The following is a 15,754-nucleotide window of genomic DNA, read 5'->3' as shown; positions in this document are numbered from 1 at the left end:
GTAACAGGTCGATCCCGATCCGGTCTCGCGGTGGGGGTCAATCAGATCTCGTCGTTCTGGGCGGCGTCCAGTAGTTCGCGGGCGTGGGCGCGGCCGCTGTCGGATTCGCCTAGCCCGGCCAGCATCCGCGCCAGCTCGGCCACCCGATCGTCGCCGGTCACGCGTTGCACCACACTCGTCCCCCGCGGCCCGGCGGCATGCACCACCAGGTGCACATCGCCGTAGGCCGCGACCTGCGGCAGGTGCGTCACCACGATGACCTGATGGGTGCGCGCCAGCCGCGCGAGCCGTCGTCCGATCTGAACCGCCGCGCGGCCCCCGACGCCGGCGTCGACCTCGTCGAAGACCATGGTTGTCCCCGCCGCCGACGCTGCCAGCACGGCCTCAAGCGCCAGCATCACCCGGGACAGCTCGCCGCCGGACGCGCTCTTCGCCAACGGCAGCACGGTCATGCCGCGGTGCGCCGCGAACCCGAATTCGACCTCATCGACCCCATCGCCGCCGGCGCGGGCCAGCTCGCCGGAAGGCAGCGCCAGGGTGGCGGGATCGTCAGCGCCGGACGCGACATCGGTGGTCACGCCGATGGTGAATTCGGCGTCGCCCATCGCCAGCCCGGCCAGTTCGGCCGTCACCGCTTTGGCCAGCCGCTTAGCGGCCTTGCGGCGAAGATTGCTGAGATCGACTGCGGCGTCGCATAGTTCGCGCGCCAGCTCATCAACGCGGCGTTCCAGCGCGGCGATGCCCTCCTCGGAGACGTCGATTTGCGCCAAGCGCTCCCGGGATTCCTGTGCCCATCGCAGCACCCCGTCGATGTCGGCCGCGTACTTGCGGGTCAGGGTGCGCAGCTGGGCCTGACGGGCCAGCTTGGACTCCAGGGCGCTGGCGTCCACCGGCAGCTGCTCCAGATAGTCGCCCAGTTCCTGCCCCGCGTCCGTGACGACGGTGAGCGCTTGACCGATCTGCTCGGCCAGCGCCCGCAGCGTGGCATCGTCGGCGGATTCGAGCGCGGTTCGCGCGCGCCCGAGGTTGTCGACGGCGCTAGAGCCGAACGCATCCGCGTCGTCCGCGGACAACGCCGCGCGGGCCGCGGCAGCGGCCTCCCGCAGGGTGTCCAGCTCGGATAGCCGCCGGATGTCGGCGACCAGTTCCTCGTCCTCGGCGGGTTGCGGGTCGACGCTGTCGATCTCGTTGAGCGCGAATTTCAGCCGGTCGGCCTCTTGCGCGAGTTCGCGGGCATGGTCGCGGCGTTCGATCAGGTCGCGTCGCGCCGACAGCCACGCCTCGCGCAGCTTGCGATAGCGCTCCAGCGCGGGGCCCGCGGCCGCGAAGCGATCCAGCGCGCCGCGCTGCTCGTCGGGCCGCATCAGGCGCAGCTGGTCGTTCTGCCCATGCAGGGTGAGCAACTCGGCGGTGAAGTCGCCAAGCGACTTCGCGGGCACGCTGCGACCGCCGAGATACGCCCGCGACGGTCCGTCGCGGCTGACCGAGCGCAGCGCGATCACGCTGCCATCCTCGTCGCGCTCGGCGCCCAAGGATTCCAGCACGCCGTCCAGCTGCGCGGCCGTCTCGTCGTCGAAATCGGTTGTCGTGAAACGGCCTTCGACAACAGCGCGGTCCGCCCCGGATCGCACCCGGGTGGCGTCGGCGCGGGCTCCGCCGAGCAGGTGCAGCCCGGTCACCACCATCGTCTTGCCGGTACCCGTCTCGCCGGTCAACACGGTCAGACCGCGGCCGAACTCCCCGACCGCGACGCTGATGGCACCCAGCGACTCGATGCGGATTTCGGTCAGCATTCGATCAGCACCGTTGCAGCGCCGTTACTTCCCGCGCCAGCCGGTCACCGGCAACCGGAACTTGCGCACCAGGCGGTCCGTAAACGGCGCGCTGTCCAGGCGTGCCCATTTCACCGGTGTGGCGCAACGGGTTACCTCGAGCCGCCCGCCGGCCGGTATCAGCATTTCGCGCCGTCCGTCGCAGAACACGAGGGCGTCGTTGCCGCTTGCCTCGATCTCGATCGCGACGGTGGCGTCCGGGCTGGTGACCATCGGCCGGCCGAACAGTGCGTGAGCGTTGTTGGGCACCACCAGGATCGCCTCGAGGTCGGGCCACAGCACGGGACCGCCGGCGGAGAACGCGTAGGCGGTGGATCCGGTCGGCGTCGAGATCAACACCCCGTCGCAGCCGAACGTCGACACGGGCCGTCCCTCGATTTCGACGACGACGCCCAACACGCCCAGCCGCGGGCCCTTTTCGAGGCTGGCCTCGTTGAGCGCCCAGCCCTGGTCAATGATGCGGCCACCCTGGCGCACGACGATGTCGAGCGTCAGGCGCTCCTCCACCCGGTAGGTCCGCGCGATGACGTGGTCGAGCACCGTGTCGATGGCCTCGGCCTCCGCCTCGGCCAGGAATCCGATGCGGCCCAAGTTGACGCCCAGCACCGGAATTCCGACGTTGCGGGCCAATTCGGCCGCACGGAGGAAGGTGCCGTCGCCGCCGAGCACCAGCACCAGTTCGCAGCCCTCGGCGGCGTGCGGGTCGGCGTCGACCACTTCGATTTCGACACCCATGGCCCGCATATCGTCGGGCGCCAGGTGCAACGATCCCCGGTCGACGGCCTCGGCGGACAGGACGCGAAGCGCAATGCCGTTGTCGCCCAGCACTTTCTGCACGCGCCGCGCGGTCTCGGTCGCTTCGTCACGCCCGGTGTGGACGATCAGCAGGACGGTACGTTCAGTCGTCATTGCGGGCCCTCCGCCACGGCGCGCCGCACCGCGTCCACCAACTCATCAGCAGACAGCCCCCGATCGGTCTCGGCGCGCAACCACAAGAAGTATTCGACATTGCCCGCCGGTCCCGGTAGCGGACTGGCCATGACGTCGACGGTATGCCAGCCCAGTTCCCCGGCGCGCCTCGCGACGCCGAGCACCGAGTCGGCGCGCAGCCCGGGATCGCGGACCACCCCGCCGGGGCCCACCTGACCCTTCCCCACTTCAAACTGTGGCTTCACCATGGGAACGATATCCGCGCTGGGGCAAGCGCATCCAGCCAGCGCGGGCAACACGGTGGCCAACGAGATAAACGACAGGTCAGCCACTACCAGGTCGACCTGGCCCCCGATCGCCTCCGGGGATAGCTCGCGGGCGTTGGTCCGCTCGACGACGACCACCCGCGGATCGGAGCGCAGCGACCAGGCCAGCTGGCCGTAGCCGACGTCCGCGGCCACCACCTGGGTGGCCCCGCGGTCCAGCAGGACTTCGGTGAACCCGCCCGTCGATGCGCCGGCGTCCAGGCAGCGGCGGCCCGCGACGGGAATGTCGAAGGCGTCCAGCGCGCCGATGAGCTTATGCGCGCCTCGCGACACCCAGCTGCGCTCGCCCTCGTCGGCGACGGTCAGCGCCGCGGTGATCGCGACGGCGGTGCCGGGCTTGACCGCCGGCAGGCCGTCGATGCTGACCTTGCCGGCGCCGATCAGCTCCGCGGCCTGCTGACGAGACCGGGCCAGGCCGCGCCGTACCAGCTCGGCGTCAACGCGGGCGCGTCGAGGCATGGGGCACGTCAGCCCTTCTCCGCGGACTCCAGCGCCTGCAGCAGCACGTCGTGCGCCTCGGAAAGACGGCGGGCAATCTCTTCGAGCTCGGCCAGCGACGGCCCGTTTTGCATGGCCTGTTGGTCTTTCGGATCGGGGAGTTGGGCCAGCAGGGTGTCGATTTCCGCGCGAATCTGTTCAGGATCGATAGTCATCGCGTACCTACGCTAGACCAGAGACCAGCGCCGCAGCGCGTCGCGCGCCCGGTCGTCGGCGGCCTCGATGCGCAGGGCATCGGACTGCGGTGCACTCCACACCGCGCTGGCGACGGCGCGCACGACCGACAGCCCGTCCCCGTCGTCGTCCCCGTTGGCTCCGACCGTCACCGCCTGCTCGCCGACGTCGACGCGCCAGCCGGCTTGCGGCGCGACCGCGAGCCGGCTCGCTTCGTCGTGCAATGCGCGCAGGTCGTGGCCGATGTAGGTGGGGCGCCTCGCGGGTTCGGCGCGGACGGCGTCGCGCGCGGTATTGACGCCGGTGAGCACCATCAGGCTGGGCAGCTTGGCGGCGTTGGCGCCCTCGATGTCGGTGTCCAACCGGTCGCCGATCACCAGCGCGGCCCGGAAATCGCCGCGCGCCACCGCATCCGTCATCAGCGTCGGCGCGGGCTTCCCCGCCACGCGGGGTTCGGCGCCGGTGGCCGTCCGCAGCGCGGCCACGAACGACCCGTTCCCGGGCAGCAGGCCCCGCTCGGTGGGCAGCGTGGGGTCGACGTTGGCCGCCACCCACAGCGCGCCGGCCCGGATGGCCAGCGCCGCCTCGGCGAGATCCGGCCAGGCGATGGTCTTCGAAAGGCCCTGCACAACGGCGACGGGATGGTCGTCGTACTTGCGAACGGGCCGCAAGCCCGCCGCGGCGACCTCGTCGGCCAGGGCGTCGGTGCCGACGATCAGCACCGGCGATTCCGGGGGTAGCTCACCTGCGAGCAGGTGGGCGGCGCTTTGGGCGCTGGTGACGATGTCCTCGCCGGTGACGTCGAAGCCGAGCTCGCGCAGGTGCGCCGCGACCTCGTCGGGGCTGCGCGAGGCGTTGTTGGTGACATACAGCTTGCGGCTGCGCACTTCGTCGAGCGACTGCACCGCGCCATCGGTGGGTTGGGCGCCGCGGAACACCGTCCCGTCCAGGTCTATGAGCAGGCAATCATATTCCTGCGCAAGGGTTTTCACGTCAACCAAACTCTCAGCCGAGCTCGCTGACCCGGTCTTCGGCGTCGGTGACGCCGTCGATGTCGGCGGCCGCGGAGCGCAAGAACCACCGGAGCGCCTCGTCGTCACGGCCCAGCGCCAGCAGCGTGTCGGCGTACGCGTAGAACAACCGCGCAGCCGTCGAACCGGTGCGGGTCGGGTCCAGCTGCGGCGTGGACAAGACGGTCAGGGCCTGCTCCAGCTGCCCGAGATCCGAGCGGGCGCCGGCCGCGACGATGCGCAGCTCGTCGGCGTCGTCGCCGCTGAGCTCGGCCGCCTCCGGCCCGCGGGCCAGTTCGAGCGCCCGCTCCGGGCGGCCGAGGCCGCGTTCGCAATCGGCGATAAGCGCGAGCAGCGAGGACTTGCTGCCCATCCTGCGGGCGGCGCGCAATTCGGCGAGCGCCTGGCCCCAATCGCCGCAGTGGTAGGCGGCGATCCCGACCGCTTCGCGGATCGCCGCGATCCGGCTGGACCGCGACCGCGCCGCACGCGCGTGACGGAGGGCGGCTTCCGGGTCTTCGTCGAGCAGTTCGCCGGCGGCGACCAGATGGCGTGCCACGGCGTCGGCGGTGGCACGGTCCAAGGTGCTCAGTTCGCGGCGGATTTCGGGTGCGAGTTGCCTGGCGTCCACGCCGGGCGGTATCGGGGGCCCGTCTTGAGCCGCGCCATCCTGCGACGGCCGCTCCGCCGCAGCGCTCTGCGGTTGGGCCGGGCGCGCGCGCCCCGGTCCTGACCACCGCGACGCCGAGCGCGGCCGTCGCTGCCCGTCTCGGCCATGCCTGTCGTCGACCACGCTGCAAAGGATACGGGCACGCCGAATGCCGTCGGCCGGGCGAACTAGGCCTGCAGCCGCCCGTTCAGCAGCGGCGCCAAGACCGCCGGACAGTACGTCGCGATGGCGACGATCGTGAATACGCCGGCCGACTTCTCGGACATCCCTCTCCTGACGGCCATTTCGCGGACGACCGCGTCGAAAGACTCACCCGGCTGGAACAGCATCGGACAGACCGCCTGGCCCGCCGCCGTCGTGCTGATCGGCTGGCTGTAGGTGACGCCGGCATTGTTCAGCGCGGAGAGAAACGCGTTGCCGAGCATGTCGGCCCGGATCGGCGCCGCCGACACGGTCGTCGTGGCGAGCAGACCCGCCGCCAATGCGATAAACCGAAGAGCCGCCGCCTGCCGAGTCCCCCGCGCGCAAATCACTGTGACAACAGTGGCCAGCGGAAGTCACGTTTAAAACACGGCGCGATAAAGCTTTGCGCACTAACGCGTTTCGCGACGCGGTTCTAGACCTTTTCTATGCCGGCGACATTGCGCTTGCCGCGGCGCAGCACCAGCCAACGGCCGTGCAGGAAGTCCGAGTTCTGCGGCACCCATTCGTCGCTGTCGATGCGAATGTTGTTGACCGACACGCCACCCTCGCTGATCGTGCGCCGGGCCGCACCCTTGCTGGCCGACAGCCCGCTGGCCACCAGCAGATCGACGATCCCGTCCGGGCCGCCCGGCTTGAGCTCCGCGACCGAGGTCTCGCGCAACGCCGAGGCCAGCGTCGCCTCGTCGAGCCGGTCCAGTTCGCCCTGGCCGAACAGCGCCCGGCTGGCGTGTTCGACGGCCGCGGTAGCGGCCTCGCCGTGCACCAGAACGGTGAGTTCGGTCGCGAGCCGACGCTGCGCGGCGCGTTGTTGCGGGCGTTCGGCCGTGGCGCGTTCGAGCTCGGCCAGCTCGTCGGCCGACAGAAAGGTGAACCAGCGCAGGTAGCGGATCACGTCGGCGTCGGCGGTGTTGATGAAGTACTGGTACCAGGCGTAGGGACTGGTCATCTGCGGGTCGAGCCAGAGGCTGCCGCCGCCCGTGGATTTGCCGAACTTGGTGCCGTCGGCGGCGGTCACCAGCGGAACCGTGAGCGCATGCACTGTGGCGCCGAGCTTTTGGCGGACCAAGCGAACCCCGGCGATGATGTTGCCCCACTGGTCCGAGCCACCGATCTGCAGTGTGCAGCCATGCCGCCGGTGCAGTTCGACGTAGTCGTTGGCCTGCAGCAGCATGTAGCTGAACTCCGTGTAGGAGATTCCGTCGCCCTCCAGGCGCCGCCGGATGGTGTCGCGGTCCAGCATCACGTTCACCGAAAAATGCTTGCCGACGTCGCGCAGGAACTCCGTCACCGACATCTCGCGCGTCCACTCGAGATTGTTCTCGACGATCGCGCCGGTGGGTGAGCTGTCGAAGTCGACGAATCGTTCCAGCTGTCCGCGGATCTTCTCGGTCCAATCCGCGACGGTGCCCGTTTCGTTCAGGGTGCGCTCGCCGACGTCCCGCGGATCGCCGATCATGCCGGTGGCGCCGCCCGCGAGCACGATGGGCCGGTGGCCGGCGCGCTGGAAGCGCCGCAACGCCAGCAACGGCACCAGGTGTCCGGCATGCAGGCTCGGCGCGGTCGGATCGAAGCCGGCGTACACCGTCAGCGGCGGGTCCTCGGCCGCCAGCGCGTCGAGATCGGTGGACTGCGCGATCAGCCCGCGCCAGCCCAGCTCGTCGAGGATTCCGGAAGACATCGCGCACGACTTTAGTCGCTCGCACGGCCACGATTCGCTACCGCGCGGCTATCTAAGGCAAGCTAACTAGGTGGCGCATCGTCGCGCTATGGCTTTCCCCGTCAGCGCACGACAACCCGGAGCGTGATGAACAACCAGTACTGGCCGTTGGTCGTCGCGATCATCATGCTCGCGCTCGGGCTGACACTCACGGTCGACGACTTCAAGCGGGCCGCAACGCTGCGCAAACCACTCGTCGTGGCGCTCGCCTGCCAAGCGCTGCTGCTGCCGACCGTGTGCCTGGTCATCGCCGAGGTCTTTCACCTCGAGCCCCATCTCGCGGTCGGGCTCATGCTGATGGCGGCCACACCCGGCGGGACGATGGCGAACCTGCTCAGCCATCTTTTCAACGGTGACCTGGCGCTTAACCTCACGCTGACCGCAATCAACGCCGCGCTGTCGGTCGTTGCCCTGCCCGCGATTCTGGCGGTGTCGATGTCCTGGTTCCTCGGCGAAGGGCGGTTTCTCCCCCTGCAGCTGGACAAGCTCCTTTCGGTGATCGGCCTCGTGCTCGTTCCCATCGCGATCGGGGTGGCAACCCGCCACCACTTCCCCGAGCTGGCCCGCCGGCTGCAGAAACCGGTCCGCATAGCCGCCATTGCGCTCCTGGTGCTCGCCGTGCTCGCGGCCTTCGCAGGGGGCCGAACGACGCTATGGCACAACTTCGGCGTGCTGATCGGAGCCGTCGTCGCGTTCTGCACCGTGAGCCTCTCGATCGGCTATCTGGCGCCGCGCCTGATGCGGCTGGCCCCGCGGCAGGCCGTCGCTGTCAGCCTGGAGGTCGGAATGCACAATGCCGTGGTGGCGATGGGCATTGCGTTGAGTCCGCAGTTGCTGAACAGCGCCGAAATGGCAACGCCGGCCGCGATATACAGTGCCGTCGCGCCGCTCTTGGCCGTGACGTTCATTTTCCTCGCGCGCCGCGTGGACCCCGCGTTCCGCGCCGTTTCACCGGCACCCGCCCCCGCCTAATCACTGGCGCCCGGAGCCGGCGCGCGGGGGCTGCGGCGGTAGGCGGAGACTTCCGGCCGGCCCGCCAGCCACAGTCGCCACGGCCGGTCGGCGGCCTGGCTGATCCCCACGCGCGGGCCCGATACCGCGCCGTGCGCCTCGCTGAGCGCCAGCCGCACCGGGCTCTTCGGGTCGAAGACGTCGACCCCGTTGTCGGCCATGGTGATTCCCAGAGCTGAGCACAGATTCCCCGGACCGCGCGCCAGCGCGATGTGGCGAACCGCCTCGCCGCGCCGGGCCCGGGCCGCGTCGAGCCCGTCCTCGATGGCGGCGGCGCGGAGCAACACGGCGGCGGCCACGCCGTCGGGGCCGCACGAGACGTTGGCGCAGACGTGGATCCCGTGGCTGCGGTAGGTGTACAGCCGCCCCGGGGGCCCGAACATCACCGCGTTGCGGCCATTGCGGCCCCGATACGAGTGGGCCGCGGCGTCCGGCCACGGACCGTCGGGAACCCCGCCGTAGGCCTCCACCTCGACGACGACGGCCCGCACTCCGCGGCAGGTGATGGTCGCACCGAGCAACCGATGCGCGGCCTCGACGGGGTCGACTGAGAGCTGGCCCGCGCCGCGACCGGATCGCACCCACCGAACCTACCGGCACCCCGAACATGGCAGTATCCGGTCATCATGCATGCGATCGACCCCGCCGCCACCGCGTGGCTACTGGCCAGCACCGCACTCGTCCTGCTCATGACCCCCGGCCTTGCCATTTTCTACGGCGGCATGGTCCGCACCACCGGGGTGCTCAACATGATGATGATGAGCTTCATCTCCATCCCGCTGGTCACGGTGGCGTGGCTGCTGGTCGGCTACACCATCGCGTTCTCCCAGGACGGCGCCGGCGGATTCGTCGGCAACCTCAGGCACATCGGGATGCTCGGCATCACCCCCGACAGCCTCCATGGCACGGTGCCCGAACTGCTCTATGCGACATTCCAATTGACGTTTGCGATCATCACCGCCGCCCTGGTGAGCGGCGCGATCGCCGATCGCGCGAAGTTCGCGGCCTGGGTGGTGTTCGTCCCGACATGGGCGATCGTCGTGTATTCGGTTGTCGCACACTGGGTATGGGGCCCCGGCGGCTGGCTGGCCAAGCTGGGCGTGCTCGACTACGCGGGCGGGCTCGTCGTCGAGATCGTCTCCGGCTGCTCCGCCCTGGCCCTGGCGCTGGTGCTCGGACCCCGCATCGGCTTCAAGAAGGAGGCCATGCGGCCGCACAATCTGCCGCTGCTCTTCGTCGGTGTGGGGCTGCTGTGGTTCGGCTGGTTCGGGTTCAACGCCGGTTCGGCCATGGCCGCCAACGGAACTGCCGCGGCCATCTTCCTCAACACCCTCGTCGCCGGCTGCCTGGGCATGCTTGGCTGGCTATCGGTCGAACAACTCCGTGACGGCAGGCCGACGACCTTCGGCGCGGCGTCCGGTGTGGTCGCCGGCCTGGTCGCCATCACCCCGTCGTGCGGAACCGTCAACACGCTCGGCGCCGCGGTCGTCGGCGTCGCCGCGGGCATCGTGTGCTCGTTCGCCGTCGGCGCGAAATTCCGTTTCAACTACGACGATTCGCTCGACGTGGTGGGTGTGCACTTCGTCGGCGGCGTCGTCGGTGTGTCGTTGATGGGGCTGCTTGCCACCGCGGTCATGACGTCGGGCCCGCAGGGGCTGTTCTACGGCGGCGGCTTCGCCCAGCTCGGCAAGCAGACGCTGGCGATCGTCGTGGTGGCCCTCTATGCGTTCATCGTGACGTTCGTCCTGGCGAAGTTGATCGATCGGGTGATGGGTTTCCGGGTCAGCGCCGAAGAGGAGACCGCCGGAGTCGACGTCACTCAGCACGCCGAAACCGCATACGCCGAAGGCGTGCACGGACATCTGCCGCAGCGCCGCCCGGCCGCCGGCGAGCGATAAATCCCCCGCCGGCCACGCCCGGCGTCCGCCACCCCTTGACAATCCCGTCGCACCGGCGGATATTCATCACATGATGATTTCATCGCATGATGAATTGAGGCAGGGCGGTGCGGAACCGGCCGTCGACATCAACCACCTGCGGGTGATTCGCGGGAAACGCCCAGCTCTGCACGATTTCTCGGTGCGAATTGCCCGCGGCAGCATCACCGGCTTGCTCGGCCCCTCCGGCTGCGGCAAGACGACGCTGATGCGCTGCATCGTCGGCACACAGATCGTGACGTCGGGGACGGTGACGGTGCTGGGCCACCCCGCCGGATCCGCGCCGCTGCGCCGTCGAGTCGGGTACATGCCGCAGGACGCGACCCTCTACAACGACCTGCGGATCGTCGACAACGTCCGCTACCTGGCATCGCTGTATGGCTTCGACAGCAGCGCCGCCGATACCGCAATCGACCGCGTCGGACTGACCGATCACCGAACCGCCTTCTGCGGCAACCTCTCCGGCGGCCAGCGCACCAGGGCATCGCTGGCGTGCGCGCTGGTCTGCCAGCCCGATCTGCTCGTGCTCGACGAGCCCACCGTGGGCCTGGACCCCGTGCTGCGAGTGGATCTTTGGGAACAGTTCACCGACCTGGCCCGCGGCGGCACCACGCTGCTGGTTTCCAGTCACGTGATGGACGAGGCCGACCACTGCGGCGATCTGTTGCTGATGCGCGAGGGGTATCTGGTCGCGCACACCACCCCGACCCAACTACGAGAGGACACCGGATGCACGTCACTGGAGGACGGGTTTCTGTCCATCATCAGGCACAGCACCACACGCCAAGCCGGCTAGGACTCAAGGGCTACACGGCGACGACGACGCGGATCTTGCGCCAACTGGTCGCCGATCGTCGCAGCGTCGCGTTGATCCTGCTGGTTCCGGTCCTGGTCATCACGCTGATGTACTTCATGTTCGAAAACGCACCGCACCGCCCGGGCACGCCGACACCGTTCAACAACGCATGCCTGATCCTGCTCGGCCTTTTCCCGCTTTTCGTGATGTTCATCATCACGTCGATCACGATGCAGCGCGAGCGGGCCTCGGGGACGCTGGAGCGCATCCTGACCACTCCCCTGCGCCGGCTGGACCTGCTGATCGCCTACGGCACCGCGTTCTCGATAGCCGCTGCGGCGCAAGCGATTCTGGCGTGCGGCGTGTCGTTTTGGTTCCTCGGCTTCGACACCGCGGGCAGCCCGCTGTGGGTGTTCGTGATCGCGATCGTCAACGCGGTGCTGGGTGTCGGCCTCGGTCTGCTGTGTAGCGCGTTCGCCCGCACCGAGTTTCAGGCGGTGCAGTTCATACCGCTGGTGATGGTGCCGCAGCTGCTGCTGGCCGGCATCATCGTCCCGCGGGCGTTGATGGCTCACTGGTTGCAGTGGATCAGCAACGTGCTGCCGGCCAGCTACGCGCTGGAGGCGCTGCAGCAGGTGGGCGCCCATTCGGATTTGACGTACATCGCGGTACGCGACATCGTCGTCGTCATGTGTTTCGCGCTCGCCGCGCTGTGCCTGGCCGCGGCCACCCTACGACGGCGGACGCCCTAGCGTGGCGACCGCCCAAACCGGACGCCGACGGCCCGGCCGACCCGCCGGGGTTACCGACACGCGGGAGCGGATCCTATCCAGCGCCCGAGAGTTGTTCGCTCGCAATGGCATTGACCGGACGTCGATTCGGGCCGTGGCCGCGGGGGCTGGCGTCGACTCCGCCCTGGTGCATCACTACTTCGGCACCAAAGAGCAGCTGTTTGCCGCCGCGATCAAACTTCCGGTCGATCCCATGACGGTGCTGGTGCCGATGCGGGAAACGCCGGTGGAGGAACTCGGGCTACGGCTGCCGTCGATCCTCTTACCGATTTGGGATTCGGAAATGGGCGCGGGGTTGATCGCGACGGTGCGATCGTTGCTTGCCGGCGCCGACGTGAGTCTGGCGCGCTCATTCCTGCAAGAGGTGGTCGTCAGGGAGGTGGGTTCGCGCGTCGACACTCCACCCGGGACGGGCAAGATCCGCGCCCAGTTCGTCGCCTCGCAGTTGATGGGCGTGGTCATGGCGCGCTACATCGTGCGGATCGAACCGTTCGCGTCGCTACCGGCCGAACAGATCGCGCACATCATCGCGCCGAACCTGCAGCGTTACCTCACCGGGGATCTGCCGGACCCGCTTGCGCCGTGAACCGTGCGTGCTCGTCGTCGTCGACGTCACGGGCCTCGTCGACCAGCAGCACCGGAATGCCGTCCTCGATGCGGTAGGCGCGCCGCAGCCGCGGGTTGTAGAGCAACTCGGCCCCGTCGTCCGCCGAGACCAGCAGCAGCGGGCCGCGGTCGGCGGGGCACACCAGAATGTTGAGCAGCGAATCGTCGACCACGTCAGTGCTCGCCGCCCAGTTCCAACCGCACACCTGGGGTCAGCCGGCGAAACTCGTTGCTGCCCACGTCGAAATACCAGACGTGACGGCCCGCCTTGGGGATTCCGGCGGCCCGCAGGGCGCTGACGGTGGGGCGGTAGGTCGCGCTCAACGTCATCTCCGGCACCACGCACACGAAGTCGGGTCCCAGCCCGATCGGCATGTTGGCGACCGCCTCGGTGAGGTCCGCCGCGGTGATGGTGGCCCCCGGCAACAACGTCACCGCCGAGACCGCCGCCTCGTGATCACCGACCGGCACGTTGTAGGTGACCGCGAGGTCGACGCCGTTGATGCAGCCCAGCGCGTCGGTGACCGGCTCGCCGTAGACCAACCCGCGCGCGGTGCGGATCACCGCGCCGCGCCTGCCCATCAGCCAGTAGTCACCGTCCTCGTCGCGGCGGAACAGGTACTCGGTCGATATCCAGGTGTCGGCGGGAGCGAACACACCGCGTTTGACCGACGCGGTCGGGTCGATCGGGCCGTTGGACTGGGCGAGCAGCACGCCGACCTCGTTGGTGTCGGCGACCTGGACGAAGCCGCGCTCGTTCTCCAGGATCAGGTCGTGTTCGGCGTCGTAGGCGCCGAGCTCGACGCGTCCGGCGCCGGGCAGCGGGCGGCCCTCGCTGCCGACCTTGATGCCGGACACGTTGGCCAGCACCGCCTGCCCATCGGTGGTGGCGAAGAATTCGACGACGTGGGCGGGCGCGAACGCCTCGACGACCCGGTCCCACAACCCGGTCGGCATGCCCGATCCAATGAACAGCCGCACCGGATGGTTCCCGTGCAGCACGAACGCGGGATCGTCGACGACCTCGCGCAGCATGGCCCAGGTGTAGGCCACCACCGTGACCCCGTACTGCCGTACCTCCTTGACGAACCGGTCCGGCCGCAGCCCACGCGACAGAGCGATGCGGGTACCGCCCACGACCGCGCCGCCCAGGCTGACCAGCAAAGCCGACTCGTGGTGCAGCGGCGTCAGGCAATACACGGTGTCTCGGCGGTCCAGGTTGGCGGCCGACGCCGTTCCGAAGGCCGACACCGCCCACCGGTAGTTGGTGATCTGCTTGGCCACCAGCTCGCCACCCGCGGCGCTGAACGCGATGAACGCCAGATCGCGGGCCAATCCCGGGTTCGGTCGATACCACGCCGGCAGCTCGACCGCGTCCGGGTCGATCTGCTCCATGTCGATGACTTGGCCTTGCTCCAAGGCGTCCTCCGGCAGGTGCAGGTCGCGCGTCTCGCCGCCGCCCAGCACCAGCACCTGGCCCGGCATCTCGCGGGCGGCTTCCAGGTTGGTGGGGTCGGTCAGGATCTCGCTCACTCCCCCGAGCCGCACCGACGCGGCCAGGTCGGCATCGGGCCGCATCACCACAGCGACCGCCCCCAGCCGGGACAGCGCGGCGATCGCCACCAGCGCGCTGGGCCGGGTCTCCATCAGCACGCCGACACGGTCGCCCTGCCGAACGCCGACTTCGATCAGGCCGCGAACGACGTTGTTGATGCGCCGGTTGACGGCCTCGTAGGTGTGCACACGCCCGTCGAACAACAGGAATTCCCCCCGCGGGGCGTCGTGCGCCTGCTCGTCGATGATGCGGCCCAACGAGATTCGGGTGTGATCGTTGATCTGTCCCAGCCGGGCCAACCGGGGCAGGGTGCGCGCGGTCTCCACGGCCAGGGTGCGCATCGATTTGTTGGCCGCGATCACCGCGCCGGCCGCGCCGCGCACCAATCCCAGCGCCGCCTCGGAGACTTCGCCGATGCCGTGCGCGAGCCGCGAGCTGAACGCCACACCGCTGTCGGTGGATTCGGTCGGCTGATCGGCCATCAGATCGATGCCGGCGGGCTTGTCGCCACCGGTGGACAGCCACTGCACCCATTCGGCCACCGTCGGCCAGCTCTCCCTCGCCGCCTTGGATCCGACGACGAGGCCGAAATGCCCTGTCCGGATGGTGCATTCGTAGACCTCGGCGTTGGGCGCCGCGCGCCGGATCCCGCGCACCGACGCCGGCTGTCCGATGTCGTCGACCTCCCCGACGAAGGCCAGCACCGGGCAGGTGATGTCGGTGAGCGTGACCATCTGCCCGTTGATCGCGAAACCGCCCGTCATCATGCGGTTGTGGGCGATGAACTGCTTCAGCAGCTCCGAGATCGCCGGGCCCGACCACGCGATCCAGCCCTCGCGTTCCAGGAACCTGCGCTGTTGCTCGCGTGGCAGCAGGGCCTCCCGGTCGTGCAGCTGACGCACGAAGTCGACCCGGGCCTTCGCCGTCTTGAGCGGGTCCATCATCTGAAAACCGGTGCGCGCCATCCAACTTGGGATGTCCAGCCTGCTGAAGACGTGATCCGCCATGAAGTTGGCGGCGGGTGCGGCGAAGTTCGCCGGGATGCCCATGGGCAGGGCGGCCAGGGTGTCCACCGGGGATCCGAATGCCACGATGCTGGCGATGTTCTTCGAACGCCGGTACGCCGCGGCCTGGTAGCAGAACATGCCGCCCTGCGAGTACCCGACCAGATGGACGTCGCTGCCCGTCGCGTCCTTAACGGTGTCGATGGCCTGGCCGAGCGCGACGATGTGGTCGGCCAGGTTGCGGCGCATGCCGCCCTCGACCTTGTCGGGTGACCCGAAGTCGATGACCCAGGGATCGAGTCCCGCGGCGTGCAGAATGCCCACCGCGCCGTCCTCGCGGGTGACGTCCCACATGTCGGCCGACATCATCATCGGATGCACCATCAGCACGGGCGGGCCTACCGGCGCGTGCCCAGGCCTGCTGTCGGGTGGGAAGTAACGCCGAAGCTTGTACATCGGCACGCTCTCGACGATCTGGGACGGCGACGGGACAGTCCCCGTTTCCAGGCCCCCCAGCCGCAGTACTTCCAGACCGTTTTGCGCCGTGGCGACCAGGCGCTCGACCGGCCGTGTGACCATCGAAAAATTGAGATCCACCCGGCGCTCCCTGAACTGTTGACAGCGTGGCCATCATGGCACATCAGCAGCACGTGCGGTTCTGGTCAGGGTGTTTGCCCGGGCGCGAAGCCACTG

Annotated in this window: 15 protein-coding genes and 1 pseudogene; 5 read left to right on the top strand and 11 right to left on the bottom strand. The window is 69.1% G+C overall.

The features are described 5' to 3' along the window. Positions 1 to 41: 41 nt before the first annotated feature. The 8 genes from recN to tyrS form a co-directional block, all read right to left on the bottom strand. On the bottom strand, positions 42 to 1,793 hold the full coding sequence (gene recN / locus A5747_RS07460) for a DNA repair protein RecN (protein ID WP_076123016.1): 1,752 nt from the start codon (positions 1,791 to 1,793) through the stop codon (positions 42 to 44). Positions 1,794 to 1,817: 24 nt separating this feature from the next. Continuing rightward, on the bottom strand, positions 1,818 to 2,741 hold the full coding sequence (locus A5747_RS07455; protein WP_076117267.1) for an NAD kinase: 924 nt from the start codon (positions 2,739 to 2,741) through the stop codon (positions 1,818 to 1,820). Next, entirely contained in the window at positions 2,738 to 3,547 is an 810-nt protein-coding gene (locus A5747_RS07450; RefSeq protein WP_076123015.1) for a TlyA family RNA methyltransferase, read from the bottom strand. The genes A5747_RS07455 and A5747_RS07450 overlap by 4 nt, the downstream gene beginning before the upstream one ends. A gap of 8 nt (positions 3,548 to 3,555) precedes the next feature. Continuing rightward, positions 3,556 to 3,741: a hypothetical protein gene (locus A5747_RS07445; RefSeq protein ID WP_076123014.1), complete on the bottom strand. Its 186-nt coding sequence runs from the start codon at positions 3,739 to 3,741 to the stop codon at positions 3,556 to 3,558. A gap of 12 nt (positions 3,742 to 3,753) precedes the next feature. Beyond that, positions 3,754 to 4,752, bottom strand: a complete 999-nt coding sequence (locus A5747_RS07440) for an HAD-IIA family hydrolase (RefSeq protein ID WP_076123013.1) — start codon at positions 4,750 to 4,752, stop codon at positions 3,754 to 3,756. A gap of 13 nt (positions 4,753 to 4,765) precedes the next feature. Continuing rightward, complete coding sequence (locus A5747_RS07435) at positions 4,766 to 5,563, bottom strand: tetratricopeptide repeat protein (protein WP_139333203.1); 798 nt, start codon at positions 5,561 to 5,563, stop codon at positions 4,766 to 4,768. A gap of 44 nt (positions 5,564 to 5,607) precedes the next feature. Next, complete coding sequence (locus tag A5747_RS07430) at positions 5,608 to 5,922, bottom strand: DUF732 domain-containing protein (protein WP_369805021.1); 315 nt, start codon at positions 5,920 to 5,922, stop codon at positions 5,608 to 5,610. Positions 5,923 to 6,056: 134 nt separating this feature from the next. After that, positions 6,057 to 7,322, bottom strand: a complete 1,266-nt coding sequence (gene tyrS, locus A5747_RS07425) for a tyrosine--tRNA ligase (protein ID WP_076123011.1) — start codon at positions 7,320 to 7,322, stop codon at positions 6,057 to 6,059. Positions 7,323 to 7,430: 108 nt separating this feature from the next. On the opposite strand from tyrS, the pseudogene A5747_RS07420 reads away from it, so the two are divergent. Continuing rightward, positions 7,431 to 8,333, top strand: a pseudogene (locus A5747_RS07420) (bile acid:sodium symporter family protein); the annotation flags it as partial. Here the strand turns inward: A5747_RS07420 and A5747_RS07415 are convergent. Next, positions 8,330 to 8,953: a DNA-3-methyladenine glycosylase gene (locus tag A5747_RS07415; RefSeq protein WP_076123009.1), complete on the bottom strand. Its 624-nt coding sequence runs from the start codon at positions 8,951 to 8,953 to the stop codon at positions 8,330 to 8,332. The pseudogene A5747_RS07420 and the gene A5747_RS07415 sit on opposite strands and share 4 nt — an antisense overlap. A 45-nt stretch (positions 8,954 to 8,998) precedes the next feature. Here A5747_RS07415 and A5747_RS07410 point away from each other — a divergent pair, with 45 nt between their 5' ends. From A5747_RS07410 to A5747_RS07395, 4 genes are all read left to right on the top strand, one after another. Next, positions 8,999 to 10,270, top strand: a complete 1,272-nt coding sequence (locus A5747_RS07410; protein ID WP_076123008.1) for an ammonium transporter — start codon at positions 8,999 to 9,001, stop codon at positions 10,268 to 10,270. Positions 10,271 to 10,340: 70 nt separating this feature from the next. Beyond that, positions 10,341 to 11,105: an ABC transporter ATP-binding protein gene (locus tag A5747_RS07405; RefSeq protein ID WP_076123007.1), complete on the top strand. Its 765-nt coding sequence runs from the start codon at positions 10,341 to 10,343 to the stop codon at positions 11,103 to 11,105. Continuing rightward, positions 11,039 to 11,857 carry an ABC transporter permease gene (locus tag A5747_RS07400; protein WP_198938146.1) on the top strand — a complete coding sequence of 273 codons (819 nt, stop codon included), beginning with the start codon at positions 11,039 to 11,041 and terminating at the stop codon, positions 11,855 to 11,857. Before A5747_RS07405 ends, A5747_RS07400 begins: the two co-directional genes overlap by 67 nt. 1 nt (position 11,858) lies before the next feature. Beyond that, positions 11,859 to 12,482, top strand: coding sequence for a TetR family transcriptional regulator (locus A5747_RS07395; protein WP_076123005.1), 624 nt, complete (start codon positions 11,859 to 11,861; stop codon positions 12,480 to 12,482). Here the strand turns inward: A5747_RS07395 and A5747_RS07390 are convergent. Together A5747_RS07390 and A5747_RS07385 are read right to left on the bottom strand one after the other, a co-directional pair. Then, positions 12,448 to 12,675, bottom strand: coding sequence for a Trm112 family protein (locus A5747_RS07390; RefSeq protein WP_076123004.1), 228 nt, complete (start codon positions 12,673 to 12,675; stop codon positions 12,448 to 12,450). The two genes, A5747_RS07395 and A5747_RS07390, sit on opposite strands and share 35 nt — an antisense overlap. Before the next feature lies 1 nt (position 12,676). Then, positions 12,677 to 15,640 (bottom strand): acyl-CoA synthetase, encoded by a 2,964-nt coding sequence (locus tag A5747_RS07385; RefSeq protein ID WP_233147983.1) that lies wholly within the window; start codon positions 15,638 to 15,640, stop codon positions 12,677 to 12,679. Positions 15,641 to 15,754: the final 114 nt, after the last annotated feature.

It is taken from the genome of Mycobacterium sp. IS-836 (assembly GCF_001954275.1).
In the GTDB taxonomy this organism is placed as follows: domain Bacteria; phylum Actinomycetota; class Actinomycetes; order Mycobacteriales; family Mycobacteriaceae; genus Mycobacterium.
The sequence above is the reverse complement of the archived record's forward strand: the minus strand, read 5'-3'. Positions and strand labels throughout refer to the sequence as shown.

Excerpts from the sequence above, each read along its gene's own strand:
- A5747_RS07450 (WP_076123015.1), bottom strand. The coding sequence starts at position 3,547 with ATGCCTCGACGCGCCCGCGTTGACGCCGAGCTGGTACGGCGCGGCCTG.
- A5747_RS07405 (WP_076123007.1), top strand. The coding sequence starts at position 10,341 with ATGATGATTTCATCGCATGATGAATTGAGGCAGGGCGGTGCGGAACCG.
- A5747_RS07445 (WP_076123014.1), bottom strand. The coding sequence starts at position 3,741 with ATGACTATCGATCCTGAACAGATTCGCGCGGAAATCGACACCCTGCTG.
- A5747_RS07385 (WP_233147983.1), bottom strand. The coding sequence starts at position 15,640 with ATGGTCACACGGCCGGTCGAGCGCCTGGTCGCCACGGCGCAAAACGGT.
- recN (WP_076123016.1), bottom strand. The coding sequence starts at position 1,793 with ATGCTGACCGAAATCCGCATCGAGTCGCTGGGTGCCATCAGCGTCGCG.
- A5747_RS07410 (WP_076123008.1), top strand. The coding sequence starts at position 8,999 with ATGCATGCGATCGACCCCGCCGCCACCGCGTGGCTACTGGCCAGCACC.
- tyrS (WP_076123011.1), bottom strand. The coding sequence starts at position 7,322 with ATGTCTTCCGGAATCCTCGACGAGCTGGGCTGGCGCGGGCTGATCGCG.
- A5747_RS07455 (WP_076117267.1), bottom strand. The coding sequence starts at position 2,741 with ATGACGACTGAACGTACCGTCCTGCTGATCGTCCACACCGGGCGTGAC.
- A5747_RS07400 (WP_198938146.1), top strand. The coding sequence starts at position 11,039 with ATGCACGTCACTGGAGGACGGGTTTCTGTCCATCATCAGGCACAGCAC.